Below are 17,319 nucleotides of genomic sequence, written 5' to 3' on the forward strand. Positions count from 1 at the left end.
GCCCTATTTTTATGAAAAAACTTTATTATATATTTTTCAGTAACCTTATTACTTTTCATCCTTATGAAAAGATTTAAGCTTTTCGTAGATTCCTGCCATCCGTTTTTCTTCACCCGCGATAACAGGTTTATAAAATTCTGTGCCAACAAGCTCATCCGGTAAATATTGCTGGTCTACCCATCCTCCAAATGTTCCGATAGGGCTGTTGTGGGGATATTGATAGCCTACATGTCCTAAATCTTTTGCCCCTTCATAGTGAGCGTCGCGTAGATGATGTGGAATATCGCCTGTTTTTCCTGCATGAATGCTGGCAATGGCGGCATCAATGGCTATAATTGCAGAATTGGATTTGGATGCAAGGCACATTTCAATAACAGCACTTGCAAGCGGAATACGCGCCTCTGGTAGCCCTAAACGCTCTGCAGCTTGTACAGCCGCAAGCATATGCGGTCCTACTTCAGGGTTGGCAAGGCCTATATCTTCATAAGCCATGACAAGTAAACGTCGACTAACAGCTACTAAATCACCTGTTTCCAATAAATGAGCTAAATAATACAATGCTGCATTCGTATCACTTCCTCGAACTGATTTTTGTAATGCAGAAAGCAAATTATAAAAATGGGATCCTTTTTTATCACCATAAACGCCAATTCTGCCTACAAGATGCTCAATGATATGATCCGCAGCGATTGTTTGACCATCTACTTCATCACTTGCATAATAAATTGATTCAAGCAAAGTTAATGCCTTCCGTGCGTCACCATTAGCTGCTTCTGAAATTTGATTAATTTGATGATCTGTTAATACAAAGTGATATTTACCTAGCCCTCGCTTTTCATCAGAAAGTGCATTTTTTATAAGCTCAATTAAATTGTCTTTCGTTAAACGTTTAAGTTGATATATTTCTCCGCAACGTGAGCGGATAGCGGGATTTACATCATGGTACGGATTTTCCGTCGTAGCTCCAATTAATACGATTGAGCCGTTTTCAACATGTGGCAACAAAGCATCCTGCTGTAATTTATTAAAACGATGAATCTCATCCAAAAAAAGAAGGACTTTTCCTGAGATTCTAGCTTCCTGTACAATATCCTCGACGTCCTTTTTACCAGCACGAGTAGCATTAAGCGCAAAAAAAGGGAGCTTCGAGCTTCCTGCTATGGCATTCGCTATTGACGTTTTGCCGATACCTGGCTCACCATATAGCAGCATGGATGGAATATGTTCATTTTGGATCATTTTATAAAGAGCGGTGTTAGGACCGATAAAATCTTGGTGTCCTACAATCTCATCAAGGGTTAAAGGACGCATGCGATAAGCGAGTGGTTCATTATGCATTAAAATTTCCCTCTTTTAACAGTTTCCGTAATTTTTTTTAACTTTTTTCAGCGGGTGTCACGGTATTGGAAAGGAGTTCTTTGTACAAGAGCACAAAGCCGATTCCCGACGCAATTATGCCGGGCATAATTGATTGCTAAATGTTTTTTTGTGCTTATAATGAAATGTTACATAGTATTTTGCCTAATTATACTAAGGCGCAATTAATAGTATATCATAACCTCCCGAGAGTATTTCCGAGTTCTTCGAGAGGAGATTATGATATACTGTTGGTAGTATTTTTGACTAGACTATTTGAGGGTGATAAAATGAAAATTTCTACAAAGGGCCGTTATGGTCTAACGATTATGATTGAATTAGCAAAGCATTATGGAGAGGGACCTATTCCACTACGCAAAATTGCTGCTGAAAAGGATCTTTCTGAGGCATACTTAGAGCAGTTAGTTTCACCATTACGTAATTCAGGCTTAGTAAAAAGTGTACGCGGTGCATATGGTGGGTATATGCTAGCAAACCCACCAAGTGAAATTTCAGCGGCTAATGTTATTAGCGTGTTAGAGGGTCCAATTCAACCTGTAGAGGGTATTGAAAATGAAGAAGCACCTCAGCGAGAGTTATGGCTTCGCATTCGCGATGCTGTGAAAAATGTATTAGATACAACGTCAATTGAAGATTTAGCACAATACACTGAGGAAAATGTAGCGGAAGGCTATATGTTCTATATTTAAAATTAGGCTAAAGCACATCTCCCTACCCTGAGAAAGGGAGATGAGTCTTTAGCGCTTTTCGTAAAAGGAGATTTCATCATGAATTCATATATTTATCTCGATCATGCAGCGTCATCACCAATGAATGACAAAGTAATAGACGCTATGACTACAGCAATGCAACAGGTTTATGGGAATGCATCAAGTATTCATGGGATAGGTCGAGAGGCACGCAAATATTTAGATAATGCACGTGATATACTTGCCCAATCAATTGGTGCTCAACCTGGAGAAATTATTATCACAAGTGGCGGAACAGAGGCGGATAATACGGCTATTTTTGGCACTGTTTATGCCCGTGCTGCTGAAGGAAAGCATATCATTACCACACAAATTGAACATCACGCGGTGTTGCATACTTGTGAAAAGCTTGAGCGAGATGGCTTTGATGTGACATATTTGCCGGTAGATGAAAATGGACGTGTTTCTGTAGAAGATGTGCGAAATGCATTAAGAGAGGATACAATTTTAGTAACGATTATGTACGGCAATAACGAAGTTGGTACAATTCAACCGATTGCTGAAATTGGTGATTTGTTGCGTGAACATAAGGCTATTTTCCATACAGATGCTGTTCAGGCATATGGTTTAGAGTCAATTAATGTTACTGAATTACATGTTGATTTACTAAGTGTTTCTGCACATAAAATTAATGGTCCTAAAGGTATTGGTTTCCTATACCAAAAAGCAGGGACACCATTCACTAGTTATGCATTAGGAGGAGCACACGAGAAAAAACGTCGTGCGGGTACTGAAAATGTGCCTGCAGTGATTGGTTTTGCGACTGCAGTGCAAATTGCAAATGAGTTGCGAGAAGAAAAGCGCGCGTTATACAATCGCTTTAAGCAAATTATGCTGGATGTTTTCACGAAAGAAAATCTAGCATTTCATATGAATGGAGATTTAGAAAATACGCTCCCACACGTTTTAAATGTAAGTTTTTCTGGTATGGAAGTAGAATCATTCCTAGTAAATCTTGATATGGCAGGTATTTGCGTATCGAGTGGTTCTGCGTGTACTGCTGGCTCCATTGATCCATCACATGTTTTAGTAGCGATGTTTGGACAAGAGGCAGAGGAATTACGTAACTCGATCCGCTTTAGCTTCGGTCAAGGTTTAACAGAAGCTGATGTACAACATACAGCTGAAAAAACAGTAGCGATTGTGAAAAGACTAGCAAAAAAATAGTTTGCTAATAATTGTATATTTAATGGAATTTGAATAAAAGAAAAGGTGACCAAAATGAAAGAAACACGTGACCCCTCACAAATTCGTGTTGTAGTCGGCATGTCGGGTGGGGTAGATTCTTCGGTTGCTGCATATTTGCTAAAACAACAAGGATATGAAGTAATCGGGATATTTATGAAAAACTGGGATGATACAGACGAAAATGGCGTTTGTACAGCTACAGAAGACTATGATGATGTTATTAAAGTATGTAATCAAATTGGGATTCCGTACTATGCAGTTAATTTTGAAAAACAATATTGGGATAAGGTTTTCACATACTTTTTAGAAGAGTATAAAGCAGGACGCACGCCAAATCCTGATGTTATGTGTAATAAGGAAATTAAATTTAAAGCGTTTTTAGAGCATGCGATGGATCTTGGGGCTGATTATTTAGCGACAGGTCACTATGCTCGAGTTGATCGTAGTGGCGATGGCGAAGTTAAAATGCTTCGAGGCATTGACAATAATAAAGATCAAACGTATTTCTTAAACCAATTATCACAGGAACAATTGTCGCATGTAATGTTCCCAATTGGACATATTGAGAAAAAAGAAGTCCGTAAAATTGCGGAGGAAGCTGGGTTAGCTACAGCAAAGAAAAAAGATTCAACAGGAATTTGCTTTATTGGAGAGCGTAATTTCAAAGAATTTTTAAGTCAATTTTTACCAGCTCAACCTGGTAAGATGGAGACGATGGATGGAGTCGTAATGGGCCAACATGATGGATTAATGTACTATACACTTGGTCAGCGTCATGGTCTTGGAATTGGTGGCGACGGAGAACCTTGGTTCGTGTTAGGGAAAGATTTGGAGCGCAATGTGCTACTAGTTGGACAAGGTTTCAATAATGATTCACTATTTTCTACTTCACTGACTGCTGTGAAAATGAACTATACTTCGACAAAAAAATTGCCCGGGAAATTTTCATGCACTGCAAAATTCCGTTATCGTCAAACAGATACACCTGTAGAAGTGGAAATTTTAGAGGATGGACGTACTCATATTACGTTTGCTGAGCCAGTACGTGCGATTACACCTGGACAAGCTGTTGTACTATATGACGGTGAAGAATGTATAGGTGGCGGTACAATCGACGAAGTCTTTAAAAATAATGAAAAACTAACATATGTAGGTTAATTTGCGTAAAGACTGCTTATATTCTTTCCTGAAGCGTATAGAGTTTAAGCAGTCTTTTGCTACATAGAGGTGAGGGAAAACAATGGATTTTAACGAGCAGGGCATTCAAGCGTTTCAAGAAAAGCGCTACGAGGAAGCTGCACAACTTTTTACACAAGCGATTGAAGAAGAGCCTGAAAACCCAATTGGTTATGTGAACTTCGGAAATCTCTTAGCGGTCTTAGAGGATACTGAACGTGCAGAGCGTTTTTTTCAAAAAGCAATCACTGTTGATGAAACGGCAGCAACTGCTTATTATGGTTTAGCAAATTTATATTATAATGCGGAACGATATGCGGAAGCAGTAAAGCTTTATGAGCAAGCATTAAAACATAAAATTGAAGGCGCAGATGTGTATTATATGATGGGCAAATGTTTTGAGCGAATGGAAAATCCGAAGCTTGCACTGCCATATTTACAACGAGCTTCAGAGCTTGCACCAGAAGACACACAGATTCGTCTAGCATATGCCATCGTGCTATGTGCGCTAGAAATGTTCGATGAAGGTAAAAAGGAATTAGACTATTTGATCGAACAGGACTGGAATAACGCAGATGCACATTATAATTTAGGTGTACTATATGCTGTATCTACTGAGCAAACAAAAGATGCTATGTACCACCTAAAACAAGCCTTTACATTACAGCCAGATTACGACCAAGCACGTTATATTTATGATATGATTGCACAACGATTTAACTAAAATAGCTTATAGTAGAAAGGATGCCAGAATTATTTCGGCATCCTTTTAAATATTGAGTTTAGTCTTGATTATCCTCAGAAGAATAATCAAGTGGTAGTTTAGATAGATATTGTGCTAAATAAGCAATAGGCATTGCATCTAATGACGTCTCTTCTTCATTCGCTTTTAGAATATTTATTTCTTCATTAAGTCGTTCCATTTTTCGATCCAGTTCAGCAGCTTGAATGGCAGCCTCCTTCAATTCCAAACGTATATGTTCAGGTACTTCTTTGTTGTATTTGTAATAGATTTTATGTTCAAGGCTAGCCCAGAAGTCCATTGCAATTGTACGGATTTGAATTTCTGTATAAACGCTTTCCATACGATCAGACATGAAAATTGGAATTTTTATAATAAGATGCAAGCTTTGATAGCCATTCTCCTTTGGGGATTTAATATAATCCTTTACATCCACAACTTCAATATCATTTTGCGCCCGTAACATGGCACTTACTTTATAAATATCCTCAACAAAGGAGCATGTAATTCGCACACCCGCGATATCACGAATGTTTTCACGAATCGCTTCAATTGATGTCTCAAGGTTCTTTTTCTGGATCTTCGATAATATACTTTTTGGTGATTTTACTCGAGTTGATATATGCTCTATCGGGTTATATTCATGAATTAATTTAAACTCTTCTTGTAAAATATTTATTTTTGTTTCAATTTCTTGTAAGGCAAATCTATAGGCTAAAAAGAAACGTGTTATTTCTGACTGTAGGTTTTTTAAAGTGATTGCTTCGAGCTCATTTTTCATTCTTCATAAAATCCTTTCTTCTAGCAAATAACATTAATGAAATTTTCTTATTACTGATCTCATTAAATAATAGCTTAACAAAAATAGCTACTAAACAGAAATATGTGCTCTAAATTATGTAGTATTCTTGTTTTAATAAAAAAAGGGGATGTTTAGTCCCCTTATCATCAAACGATAATTTTAGCATTTAAGTTGCATCGTTTATTAAATTCATCAACGAATATTTGTAAATCAATACAAATGCCGATACATGGCCTCATTTTTTACTCACGTAAGAAGCATATGTTAATTTTAAAGATTTCGAAAACTCAAGTAGCATTTCATCTAGCTGTATATGCAACGAAAGAGAATTTTCCTTCGTATTCTAATGCGTTCTAAACTTGTTTCTGAAAAGGAAAAACATGATCCTTTTATATTAACTTCACAATACCTCGCCTTTTTTGCAATAATTTACCACGTCTGAATAAGGTAAATCTCCACCAAAAATTGAAAGAGCGCTACCGATTGTAACATGAAGTCTCCCATTGGCGATATTTTTAAATTTCTTTAAGTCGTCTAAAGAACGAACCCCACCAGCATATGTTGTTGGAATTGTTGTCCAAGTGGCTAAATCATGCACTAAGCTTTCCTGCATACCGCCTTTTTTTCCTTCCACATCAACAGCGTGAATAAGCAGTTCATCACAGTAATTTTCGATAAATGCAATAGACTCAGCATTTACTTCAAAATCACTAAACTTTGTCCATTTATCAGTAACAACAAACCACTTTCCATCTCGCATACGGCAGCTTAAATCAATGACAAGATGCTGTTTACCGATAATCTGTACTAATTGTTTAAGTCGATCTAAATTGAGTTTACCATCATAGAATATAAATGATGTGACAATAACGTGGGAAGCTCCCGCATCAATATACTTTTTTGCATTTTCCGTGGTGATCCCGCCACCAACCTGCAACCCTTGAGGATATGTTGCTAATGCTGCTAATGCTGCTTCTTCGTTTCCATCACCTAGCATAATGACGTGACCGCCTGTTAATTGATCCTTGGCAAACATTTTTGCATAATAACTAGAGTCATGATTTGAAATAAAGTTCTCGATAACTTCTTGATCTTTATGACCTAGTGTGCTACCAACAATTTGTTTTACTTTGCCATCGTGTAAATCGATGCAAGGTCTAAATTCCAATAGTTTCACAATCCTTCCGTGCGACAAATTCACCTATATCATAGCATGGAAAGGTTGATAAAAACTGCGAAATATTATTTATCAATACATTTCAAACTTCTTTCAGCATGTTTTATGTAGCGAAAGCCAAAGCGTCAAATACAATGTTGATAAAAATTTAGTGAATTCTCTTTTTAAACGATTTTTCACAGTATGCTGTGGTAAAATATAATGATTGAAATGAATACGAAAGGGCGAACCGCAAATGGCAGAGAATCATGATTTATTTGAACTAAATAAATTTTTTATACTCGGACGTCCAATCGTCTCTATCTTCCATAATGCGCAAAATATGTATTCGATAGTTCGTGTGAAAATTCAAGAGACCAACTTACAGTATGAGGATAAGGAAATAATAGTTGTTGGATATTTTCCGCCGTTACAAATGGATGAACAATATCGTTTTACAGGTATAATGAAACAACATCCAAAATATGGTGTGCAATTTCAAATTGAGACGTTTTCAAAAGAAGTACCAGCAACAGAGCAAGGGATTATTCATTACTTATCGAGTGATTTGTTTGTTGGAATCGGAAGAAAAACTGCTGAAACAATCGTAGAAAAGCTCGGGGCGAATGCGTTACGTCTTATTTTAGAGGATCCAAATGCGCTTGATGCTGTACCTCGACTATCTGCTGAAAAAAAAGAGGTTATCCATCGTACGATTGAACAAAATTTAGGCTTAGAACGAGTGATGATTCAACTTAATGAATGGGGTTTCGGACCACAGCTCGGCATGAAAATTTACCAAACATACCGAACCGAGGCAGTTGAATTATTAACTGAAAATCCATACCGCCTTATTGAAGATGTAGAGGGTGTGGGTTTCTTTCGTGCCGATGAGCTAGGTGCAAAATTAGGGATTACTGGCAATCATCCAGACCGTATTAAGGCGGCGATTTTACATACTCTAAATACTGCAGCTTTATCGGACGGGCATGTGTATTTAGATGCAGAACATGTTTTACCGCTAGTAAAAGATATGCTTGAGCAAAGCCAACGAGAAGATATTCCTTTTGAGACCATTTCTAAAGCTTGTATCGAATTGCGTGAGGAAAGTAAAATTTGTGGGGAAGAGACGAGATTATATTTACCATCTCTATATTTCTCAGAAGTCGGAATTGCATCAAAAATATTAGCTTTAATCGAACGTAACAATAAGGCTGAACATTTTAGCAAAGACGAAATACGTAAAGCGATTGGTGAAACAGAAGAGATGCTCAATGTCACATATGCTGAAACACAAGCGAATGCTATTGAGCAAGCTTTAAACTCAGCTGTTATGATTTTAACTGGTGGCCCTGGTACTGGTAAAACAACTGTTGTTCGGGGTGTAGTAGAAGTGTATGCAAAGTTACACGGACTATCATTAAACCCGAAGGAATACGCACAAAAAGAAGAACCATTTCCGATTATTTTATGTGCTCCAACAGGACGTGCTGCCAAGCGTTTATCGGAATCAACAGAACTTCCAGCAATGACAATTCATCGACTGCTAGGCTTTACTGGTCAGGAGAAAGAGGAAGAAACTGAACGTGAAGTTACAGGGAAACTCATTATTGTAGATGAAATGTCGATGGTCGATACTTGGCTCGCGCATCAATTATTAAAATCCTTGCATGAGGATGTTCAAGTTGTATTTGTTGGCGATCAAGATCAGCTTCCACCAGTAGGACCAGGACAGGTGTTAAAGGATTTGTTGGCTTCCGGGCAAATACCAACTGTTGAATTAACAGATGTATATCGACAAGCAGAGGGCTCAACGATTATTGAACTTGCTCATCAAATTAAACGTGGTAATATCACAAATGACCTAACGTTAAAAACGTCTGACCGTTCATTTATTAAAGCCTCCTCAGATCAGGTAGCAAACGTTGTCACACAAGTGGTGAAAAGTGCGGTTGCCAAAGGTCAAGAAATTCGTAATATCCAAGTGTTAGCACCAATGTACAAAGGTCCCGCAGGAATAGACAATTTAAATAAAATGATTCAGAACCTTATTAATCCTAACGATACAGGTACTAGAAAAGAGCTCGTCTTTGGTGATGTCACATATCGCATAAAGGATAAGGTCTTACAGCTTGTTAATCAACCAGAGAGCAATGTTTTTAATGGTGATATGGGTGAGGTAATCAGTATTATTAAGGCAAAGGAAACAATTGAGAAACAAGATTTGCTTGTTGTGTCATTCGATGGTATTGAAGTAACTTATCAACGTAGTGACCTCAATCAATTGACACTTGCCTACTGTTGTTCAATTCATAAATCGCAAGGCTCTGAGTTCCAAACAGTTATAATGCCGGTTGTCAGAGGATATTCTAAAATGCTGCGACGTAATTTGTTATATACAGGTATAACGCGTGCAAAAAATTTCTTGATTTTATGCGGTGAGCCTGATGTGCTAGCAGATGGCTTACAGCGTACGGATGATTTACAGCGCTTTACGTCTCTACGTGCAAGACTCAATCCAATGAATGTTGCGGAGAAAGTTGTAGAAGCAGAAACTGTTCCTTTAAAAGAGGATTTACAAAATGAAAAACAATCCATTGAGATTGATTTCAAGCTAACGGTAGAAACAGAACCATATATCCATCCATTGATTGGAATGGACGGAGTATCGCCGTATGATTATTTAGATGAGTAAAAGTTGATAATATTTTATGAAGTGCCATATAAAATACAAAACCCGATCAATTCGAATTGATCGGGTTTTGTTATGCAATTTTTTTAACTTATTTCAGCGAGTGCCAAATATCAAATCCGCTGAAATGGAGGAACTCAGTCTAAGAACGCCACGTCCTGTGGCAATTTATCTGTGCGAAAGCGAAGCGACAGCAACAAGGTTTTAGTTTTATCTGTAGCGAAAGCAAAGCGACAGCTACAATTATGCCGAGGCGTAATTGATTTAGTGAATTCCAACTAGATGATGTTTAACTACTTCATATGCTTGGCATACATTTTTGAATTGATCTTTTTCTTTGGCTATCATATCTGAAGCAATCGTAAATAAAAGATTCTCCTCATTATGATCCTCCATTTTATTCATTAAAGCAGCTTCCATTTCCGCCACATACGAAATGATTTGTTTGTTCATATATATTCTCCTTTAATAAAAAGATGTATTTGATTTAGTTACGAAGCTATCTTACACCTGGATATCTATAAATTCTAGTAATTCTGTACTAGTCGATGAGGACTTTTTTATGAATGTGTCACAAAATTGAACTCGTTAAAAATGTGCTAATTGAAACCGTTTTTATCTAAAATAACTGAAAAATCGTGCAATAAAGGTGGGTTTTTAACTGTGTTTATAATATAGTACAGTTTAGGTGATTTGAGGATTTGATATAATACAGTTGGATAAAGTGGAACCTAATATTAGGAAATTTCATATACTGAAAAAGTATAAAATATTTGTAACGTTTAGGGGTGACTGCATGCCAGTAATTACAGGACAGCAATATATTGACCGTATTGACGCTTTGAAAACATATATTTCGATTGATGGGAAAGTTGTCACAGGGAAGGTGTCGGAGCATCCAGCATTTAAGGGAATAATGCAGAGTCAGGCAAGGCTTTTTGATATACAAAATGAAAAGGAATTGCTTGAAAAGATGACATATATTTCACCTACGAGTAATAAGCGTGTAGGTATGTCTTTCCTTCAAGCGGTGACTGTCGAAGATCTCGAAAAAAGACGTAATGCAATACGAGAGTGGGCATTATCCAATCATGGCCTTATGGGGAGAAGTCCGGATTACATGAATACGACACTAATGGCTCTAGCTTCGATAGCAGAATATTTGAAAGATAAGCCGAATTGTTTCCCTCAGCATTTGTTAAAATTTTATGAGTATGCTCGTGAGAATGATTTGACTATGACGCATACATTTATTGAGCCACAAGTAAACCGTCAAAAATTTTATTTTGAAGAAGAAGATGTTACAATCGCTGCTAAAATTGTAGATAAAACGAATGAGGGGTTAGTAATTAAAGGTGCGAGATTACTAGCGACACAGGGAGGAATTACAGATGAACTCCTTGTTATATCAACAAATGGTTTTGATGAAGGAAAAGGCTATTCTTTCTCAATACCAAGTAATACAAAAGGTTTAAAGTTTTTATGTAGACAATCATTTGTCGGAGGGGAATCGTTTTTTGATTATCCATTAAGTAGTCGTTATGAGGAAATGGATGCAATTGTTGTGTTTGATAATGTTTTAGTACCGTGGGAACGCGTCTTTTATTATGAAAATGTAGAAGTTGCCAATAACTTTTTGAACGTTAGTGGTTTTCAAACTTATGGTTTACATCAAGTTCTTACACGTCAAATTGCCAAAACAGAATTTGTCTTAGGTGTTGTACAGTCAATTGTAAATACAATAAATATCGGCGAATATCAACATGTGCAGCAAAAGGTTGTTGATATCATCGTGACATTAGAAACGATGAAGGCCTTGCTGATAAAGTCCGAAGTAGAAGCAAAAAGAGATGATTTTGGTTTTATAAGACCTGACCTTCCAACAGTACAAGTAGCTATTCAGATGTTCCCTAAAATATATCCGACCTTTACAGAAATTATCCAGTTACTTGGTGCAAGCGGATTAATGTCCATTCCAAGTGAAAAAGCATTTAATGTGGATGACGGCGACCTTGAGCATTATTTACAGTCTTCTCAGGATGGAGGAAAGGAGCGCGTCAAAAAATTCCGCTTAGCTTGGGATTTAACGATGAGCAGCTTTGGCACAAGACAAACACTGTATGAGCGCTTTTTCTTTGGGGACTCAGTCCGTTTAGCAAGTGCACTTTATAGAAGTTATGATAGGGAAGAATTAGTTAATCGTGTAGAAAACTTTTTGAAAGATAATAATTAATTTATTAGATAATATCTAATTTTCTGTATTTTTAATTTTGTTTGACAGTTATTTTACTTTACATTATGATGTACAGGAACAAAGAAATTAACAAAATAACAGTCCCTTCGTTAGGTGAGGCTCCTATGCTGGAGATACGCTACTGCCCAAAAATGTCGAGAGACGCCAATGGGTCAACAGAAATCATCGAAATAAGGTGTTTTTTAACGTAGCTGGTATAAATCCTATGCCGTATAGTGCTAAAACTCAACGTTTGAAGGAAGAAAGCAGAGTAGTGTTTGAAACTATGCTTTTCTTTGATATGTGTATTCAACACGCCTTCATTCGTCGGAGGCGTGTTTTTGTTATTTAAGGAAGGTGATGAGAAATGGATAGTAGCCCTGAACCGAGTACGAAAAAGTTAAGTAGTAGTGAAGAATTAAGGATTGTCGATTTCTTATCGCCAAAAACAAATGGGTATTGATGAGAAATGCTTTTAAAACAAGCTAAATTACAATCAATAACGTCACCTGTTTGTTGTCCTTAAATAATAAAACATGAGGTGAGGAACAATGATTAAAATCCATTATTTTGAAAAAGGAAAAAGCGCAGTACAACATGATTTCGATATTAAAAAATTTAATCATGACCTTCATAATGAGGATTTATTATGGGTTGATTTATATGCTTACAACTACAATGAATTGAATGATATAGCTGAAATATTTGGTTTCCATCCATTAGCAGTTGAGGATTGTCTTCATGAAGGCTCACGTCCTAAAATGGATAATTACGGCGAGTACAAATTTTTCGTTTTCCATGCACCAATTTATAACGAAAAAAGTAGCAATGAAATAACAACAGTAGAATTAAACATTTTTATGGGTCCTAACTATGTAGTAACGGTTCATAAACAAAAACTTAAATGGCTAGGTCACATCGAGAATGTGTGCTTAAACAGTACAAAATATTTAGATAAAGGTACCGATTTTCTATTGCATACTATTATCGATGGAATTACGGATGAATACTTCCCGGTTTTAGAGCGAATTAGAGCACGAATTGACGAGCTTGAAGAAGAAATATATGATTATGAACCAAAAGAAGTTACGGAAGAATTCCTTGCACTAAAACGAACTATTATTTTAATTCGACAAACAATTATGCCGCAAAAAAGAATTTTTTCAAATAGTAATGGTCAGTGGAAATTTGAAATTCGTGAGGAAAATATACCTTTCTATAAAGATTTAAATGATCATTTAGAACGAATTGTAGAATCTACAGAAACATATAGAGATTTAGTAAACAGTACCTTAGATACGTATTTTTCTATTATAAGTGGTAAATCGATAGAAAAGCTCAATTTATTAACAGTCATTTCAACTATTATGTTACCTTTATCAGTAATCACAAGCTTTTTTGGCATGAATGTCCCGTTGCCATATCAAGATTCTCCAATAGCGACAATAATAATTAGTGTTTTCCTAGTCGTTTTTACTTGGGGAATGTGGGCATATTTTAAAAAAATGATTGCTTAGTTATGATTAGCAATTATAGTGCCAATTGACAGAAGAAAATATTTTTTTTATAATTCTCGTTAGAAAATTGTAAAAAACGATGATGGAAAAAGTACGTATTTGTGCGTGTAAAAGAAAGGGATTTCTTGGCTGAAAAAATCCTCACAATAGCAAATGCCGAAAGCTACTCCAGAGTGCAGTTAATCCCTGCCGTTCACTTACGTTACAAGTGCTAAAGAGGTAAGTATACTTTTACTTACAACTAGGGTGGTACCGCGAGACAAATCATAAGTCCTCGTCCCTTTACGGGATGAGGGCTTTTTTATGTTTATCTGCACGCCAATGGCACACTGTCTATCTGAAGCGCCAGCTACATTGTTTATCTGCGCGAAAGCGGAGCGTCAGCTACATTCGCCAAGGCAAACTTGATTTGCGGATTCATTTCGTGATTTTACAAAACATATAGGGAGGAACTTTTCAAATGAAAGCAGTAGAAATTCGCCGCATGTATTTAGAATTCTTTAAAGAAAAAGGTCATCATCATGAGCCATCAGCACCACTAGTGCCAATCAATGACCCATCATTACTTTGGATTAACTCAGGTGTTGCAACACTTAAACCATATTTCGATGGTCGTATTATTCCTGAAAATCCCCGTATTACAAATGCTCAAAAATCAATTCGTACAAATGATATTGAAAATGTAGGTAAAACAGCTCGACACCATACATTTTTTGAAATGCTAGGTAACTTCTCAATTGGGGACTACTTCAAAAAAGAAGCTATTCATTTTGCTTGGGAATTCTTAACAGATAAAAAATGGATGGGCTTTGATCCAGAGCTTTTATCTATTACGATCCATCCTGAAGATCAAGAAGCGTATGACGTTTGGCATAACGAAATTGGTATTCCTGAAGAGCGTTTAATCCGACTTGAGGGGAACTTCTGGGATATCGGTGAAGGTCCATCTGGTCCTAACTCAGAAATTTTCTATGACCGTGGGGAAGATTACGGTTCAGATGAAAATGATCCGGAAATGTATCCAGGTGGTGAAAATGAACGCTATCTTGAAATTTGGAACTTAGTGTTCTCTCAATTCAACCATAATCCTGATGGTACGTATACACCACTTCCAAAGCAAAATATTGATACTGGTATGGGTCTAGAGCGTATTGTATCAGTTGTTCAAAATGTTCCAACGAACTTTGATACTGATTTATTCATGCCTATTATTGAAAAAATCGAGCAGTTAGCAAATCGCAAATACAAACGTCCAGGTGAAGTAGCGCTAAGTGAAATCTTCGGTTCAGAAGAAGATATCAACACACCATTTAAAGTTATCGCTGACCATATCCGTACAGTGGCGTTTGCCATTGGTGATGGTGCTCTTCCTTCAAATGAAGGTCGTGGTTATGTATTACGTCGTTTACTACGTCGTGCAGTGCGTTATGCAAAACAAATCGGCATTGAAAAGCCATTTATGTTTGAATTAGTACCAACTGTTGGTGAAATTATGAATGATTTCTACCCAGAAGTAACGGAAAAATGCGAGTTTATCCAACGTGTTATTAAAAATGAAGAAATTCGCTTCCATGAAACATTAGACGGTGGTCTTGCTATCTTTAACGAAGTAGTAGAAGCTCAAAAAGCAGCTGGCCATGACTATATTCCAGGTGCAGATGCATTCCGTTTATATGATACTTACGGTTTCCCAATCGAATTAACAGAAGAGTATGCAGAAGAAGTAGGCATGAAGGTAGATCATGAAGGCTTTGAAGCAGCAATGGAAGAACAACGTGAACGCGCACGTGCAGCTCGTCAGGATGTTGATTCTATGCAAGTACAAAACGAAGTGCTAGCAAACTTGACGGTTGCAAGTGAATTTGTAGGCTATGATACATTAACGACAGAAACAGAAATTGCAGCGATAATTGTTAACGGTCAAGTGTCAAAAGTGGCGGCTGAAGGGCAAGAAGCACTAGTTATTTTAGCTAAAACACCATTCTATGCTGAAATGGGTGGTCAAATTGCGGATAGCGGTGTTATTTCTAATGATAGCTTTACTGCCATTGTAAAAGATGTACAAAAAGCTCCAAATGGTCAGCCGCTTCATACTGTACTTGTAGAATCTGGCGAAATGCAGGTTGAAGATGCTGTGAAAGCAGTAGTTAACCGTGAAGATCGTAATTTAATTATTAAAAACCATACAGCAACACATATTATGCAACGTGCATTAAAAGATGTACTTGGCGACCATGTTAGCCAAGCTGGATCATATGTAGGACCTGATCGCTTACGCTTTGACTTCTCTCACTTCGGACAAGTGACAAAAGAGGAATTACAACAAATTGAACGTATTGTAAATGAAAAAGTGTGGGATGATATAGAGGTCGTTATTGAAGAAAAAGGCATCGATGAAGCGAAAGCTATGGGAGCAATGGCGCTATTCGGTGAGAAATATGGCGATATCGTTCGCGTTGTTTCAATTGGTGACTACTCTATTGAGCTATGCGGTGGTATTCACGTAAAACGTTCTTCTGAAATTGGCTTCTTCAAAATTGTTTCAGAAGGTGGTATCGGTGCAGGTACACGTCGTATCGAGGCTGTGACAGGTAAAGTTGCTTATGAAGCAGTAAAAGAGGAAGAAGCTTTATTAAACGAAGCTGCAGCATTATTAAAAGCAAATCCAAAAGATATTGTGAAAAAAGTACATGCATTACAAGCTGACTACAAAGAGTTACAACGTGAAAATGAGGCATTATCACAAAAAATCGCGAATGCACAAGCAGGTGCAATTGTGGATGCAGCGCAAACATTTGGCGATGTAACTGTTTTATCTACTAAAGTTGAGGCGAAGGACAATAACCAACTGCGTCAAATGATGGATGACTTGAAAGCAAAAATGCCTAAAGCTGTTATCGTTCTTGGCGCTGCCGATGGCGAAAAGGTTATGCTATGTGCTGGTGTAACAAAAGATTTAGTTGGTGGCAATTACCACGCAGGAAATATTGTGAAAATGGTCGCAGAAGCATGTGGTGGTAAAGGTGGCGGTCGTCCAGATATGGCGATGGCAGGTGCAAAAGAAGCATCAAAACTTGATGAAGCACTACTTTCTGTGTATGATTATGTTAAATCCATTTAACTTCTTTCAGCGAAAAGAAGTTAAAGCCTCCGGCGGATGTCACGGAATCGGAAAAGGAGTTCTTAGGGGATGTTAGCCTAAGATCATCGCATCCATGCGATAACGGCTAACTGACCTGCATCGGTGCTGCTGCCGCTTCGCTTTCGCGCAAAAAACATCTGCAGGCCTAAACACAAAGCCGATTCCGAACGCAATTATGCCGAGGCATAATTGATAATACGCCAAAACATGTTATAATAAAGAGAAATTGGAGATGAGCTTTTGCACATCTCCTTATTTCTGAAAGCGAGGTGCTGGTCATGAGTTCATTTGATCAAACTATGAAATTTAATTTTCCAGAAGAATCAATGGAACAGGAAGTCAAGCAGGTAATGTTGAAAGTACATTCTTCATTAGAGGAAAAGGGATATAATCCTATCAATCAGATTGTCGGTTATTTACTTTCTGGTGATCCGGCGTATATTCCTCGCCATCAGGATGCTCGTAATTTAATTCGCAAGCTTGAGCGTGACGAAATTCTAGAAGAGCTTGTTAAGTTTTATATTAAAAAGAACAACGAGGACTAG

General features: G+C 37.3%; 13 protein-coding genes, 1 riboswitch and 1 other annotated feature. Of the genes, 9 read left to right on the forward strand and 4 right to left on the reverse strand.

Annotation, left to right across the window (positions count from 1 at the left end; all coding sequences use genetic code 11):
- Nucleotides 1-48 precede the first annotated feature (48 nt).
- On the reverse strand, nucleotides 49-1,338 hold the full coding sequence (locus tag ACZ11_RS17015) for a replication-associated recombination protein A (protein ID WP_049667716.1): 1,290 nt from the start codon (nucleotides 1,336-1,338) through the stop codon (nucleotides 49-51).
- Between the two features lie 308 nt (nucleotides 1,339-1,646).
- Between ACZ11_RS17015 and cymR the strand changes: the two genes are divergently transcribed.
- The 4 genes from cymR to ACZ11_RS17035 all read left to right on the forward strand — a co-directional run bounded on the left by cymR (nucleotide 1,647) and on the right by ACZ11_RS17035 (nucleotide 5,214).
- The gene (gene cymR, locus ACZ11_RS17020) at nucleotides 1,647-2,066 is read left to right on the forward strand and encodes a cysteine metabolism transcriptional regulator CymR (protein ID WP_049667786.1); all 420 of its coding nucleotides are present in this window, start codon (nucleotides 1,647-1,649) and stop codon (nucleotides 2,064-2,066) included.
- 78 nt (nucleotides 2,067-2,144) lie between these two features.
- Nucleotides 2,145-3,293 carry a cysteine desulfurase family protein gene (locus ACZ11_RS17025; protein WP_049667717.1) on the forward strand — a complete coding sequence of 383 codons (1,149 nt, stop codon included), beginning with the start codon at nucleotides 2,145-2,147 and terminating at the stop codon, nucleotides 3,291-3,293.
- A gap of 54 nt (nucleotides 3,294-3,347) precedes the next feature.
- Entirely contained in the window at nucleotides 3,348-4,472 is a 1,125-nt protein-coding gene (mnmA, locus tag ACZ11_RS17030; protein WP_049667718.1) for a tRNA 2-thiouridine(34) synthase MnmA, read from the forward strand.
- Nucleotides 4,473-4,554: 82 nt separating this feature from the next.
- Entirely contained in the window at nucleotides 4,555-5,214 is a 660-nt protein-coding gene (locus ACZ11_RS17035; RefSeq protein ID WP_049667719.1) for a tetratricopeptide repeat protein, read from the forward strand.
- 58 nt (nucleotides 5,215-5,272) lie between these two features.
- On the opposite strand, the gene ACZ11_RS17040 is transcribed toward ACZ11_RS17035, so the two are convergent.
- Nucleotides 5,273-6,013 (reverse strand): GTP pyrophosphokinase, encoded by a 741-nt coding sequence (locus tag ACZ11_RS17040; RefSeq protein ID WP_049667720.1) that lies wholly within the window; start codon nucleotides 6,011-6,013, stop codon nucleotides 5,273-5,275.
- A gap of 421 nt (nucleotides 6,014-6,434) precedes the next feature.
- Nucleotides 6,435-7,202 (reverse strand): phosphoribosylformimino-5-aminoimidazole carboxamide ribotide isomerase, encoded by a 768-nt coding sequence (hisA, locus tag ACZ11_RS17045; RefSeq protein ID WP_049667721.1) that lies wholly within the window; start codon nucleotides 7,200-7,202, stop codon nucleotides 6,435-6,437.
- A 244-nt stretch (nucleotides 7,203-7,446) separates the two neighbouring features.
- Between hisA and recD2 the strand changes: the two genes are divergently transcribed.
- Nucleotides 7,447-9,885, forward strand: a complete 2,439-nt coding sequence (gene recD2, locus ACZ11_RS17050; RefSeq protein WP_049667722.1) for an SF1B family DNA helicase RecD2 — start codon at nucleotides 7,447-7,449, stop codon at nucleotides 9,883-9,885.
- Nucleotides 9,886-10,146: 261 nt separating this feature from the next.
- Here recD2 and ACZ11_RS17055 read toward each other — a convergent pair whose 3' ends face one another.
- A complete protein-coding gene (locus tag ACZ11_RS17055; protein WP_049667723.1) occupies nucleotides 10,147-10,335 on the reverse strand; it encodes a hypothetical protein in 189 nt (62 codons plus the stop codon).
- Nucleotides 10,336-10,678: 343 nt separating this feature from the next.
- Between ACZ11_RS17055 and hpaB the strand changes: the two genes are divergently transcribed.
- The 4 genes from hpaB to ACZ11_RS17075 all read left to right on the forward strand — a co-directional run bounded on the left by hpaB (nucleotide 10,679) and on the right by ACZ11_RS17075 (nucleotide 17,319).
- Nucleotides 10,679-12,115, forward strand: a complete 1,437-nt coding sequence (gene hpaB, locus ACZ11_RS17060) for a 4-hydroxyphenylacetate 3-monooxygenase, oxygenase component (protein ID WP_049667724.1) — start codon at nucleotides 10,679-10,681, stop codon at nucleotides 12,113-12,115.
- Nucleotides 12,116-12,214: 99 nt separating this feature from the next.
- Nucleotides 12,215-12,380, forward strand: a riboswitch (M-box (ykoK) riboswitch).
- 286 nt (nucleotides 12,381-12,666) lie between these two features.
- Nucleotides 12,667-13,632, forward strand: a complete 966-nt coding sequence (locus ACZ11_RS17065; protein WP_049667725.1) for a magnesium transporter CorA family protein — start codon at nucleotides 12,667-12,669, stop codon at nucleotides 13,630-13,632.
- A gap of 70 nt (nucleotides 13,633-13,702) precedes the next feature.
- Nucleotides 13,703-13,917, forward strand: a binding site (T-box leader).
- Between the two features lie 175 nt (nucleotides 13,918-14,092).
- A complete protein-coding gene (gene alaS / locus ACZ11_RS17070; RefSeq protein WP_049667726.1) occupies nucleotides 14,093-16,753 on the forward strand; it encodes an alanine--tRNA ligase in 2,661 nt (886 codons plus the stop codon).
- Nucleotides 16,754-17,052: 299 nt separating this feature from the next.
- Nucleotides 17,053-17,319: an IreB family regulatory phosphoprotein gene (locus ACZ11_RS17075; RefSeq protein WP_004226839.1), complete on the forward strand. Its 267-nt coding sequence runs from the start codon at nucleotides 17,053-17,055 to the stop codon at nucleotides 17,317-17,319.

The sequence above is a fragment of the Lysinibacillus xylanilyticus genome (genome assembly GCF_001183605.1).
GTDB classification, from domain to species: Bacteria; Bacillota; Bacilli; order Bacillales_A; family Planococcaceae; genus Lysinibacillus; species Lysinibacillus xylanilyticus.

Bases quoted from the DNA above. Each gene is read 5' to 3' on its own strand.
- ACZ11_RS17015 (WP_049667716.1), bottom strand. From the start codon at position 1,338: ATGCATAATGAACCACTCGCTTATCGCATGCGTCCTTTAACCCTTGAT.
- cymR (WP_049667786.1), top strand. From the start codon at position 1,647: ATGAAAATTTCTACAAAGGGCCGTTATGGTCTAACGATTATGATTGAA.
- ACZ11_RS17025 (WP_049667717.1), top strand. From the start codon at position 2,145: ATGAATTCATATATTTATCTCGATCATGCAGCGTCATCACCAATGAAT.
- mnmA (WP_049667718.1), top strand. From the start codon at position 3,348: ATGAAAGAAACACGTGACCCCTCACAAATTCGTGTTGTAGTCGGCATG.
- ACZ11_RS17035 (WP_049667719.1), top strand. From the start codon at position 4,555: ATGGATTTTAACGAGCAGGGCATTCAAGCGTTTCAAGAAAAGCGCTAC.
- ACZ11_RS17040 (WP_049667720.1), bottom strand. From the start codon at position 6,013: ATGAAAAATGAGCTCGAAGCAATCACTTTAAAAAACCTACAGTCAGAA.
- recD2 (WP_049667722.1), top strand. From the start codon at position 7,447: ATGGCAGAGAATCATGATTTATTTGAACTAAATAAATTTTTTATACTC.
- ACZ11_RS17055 (WP_049667723.1), bottom strand. From the start codon at position 10,335: ATGAACAAACAAATCATTTCGTATGTGGCGGAAATGGAAGCTGCTTTA.
- hpaB (WP_049667724.1), top strand. From the start codon at position 10,679: ATGCCAGTAATTACAGGACAGCAATATATTGACCGTATTGACGCTTTG.
- ACZ11_RS17065 (WP_049667725.1), top strand. From the start codon at position 12,667: ATGATTAAAATCCATTATTTTGAAAAAGGAAAAAGCGCAGTACAACAT.
- alaS (WP_049667726.1), top strand. From the start codon at position 14,093: ATGAAAGCAGTAGAAATTCGCCGCATGTATTTAGAATTCTTTAAAGAA.
- ACZ11_RS17075 (WP_004226839.1), top strand. From the start codon at position 17,053: ATGAGTTCATTTGATCAAACTATGAAATTTAATTTTCCAGAAGAATCA.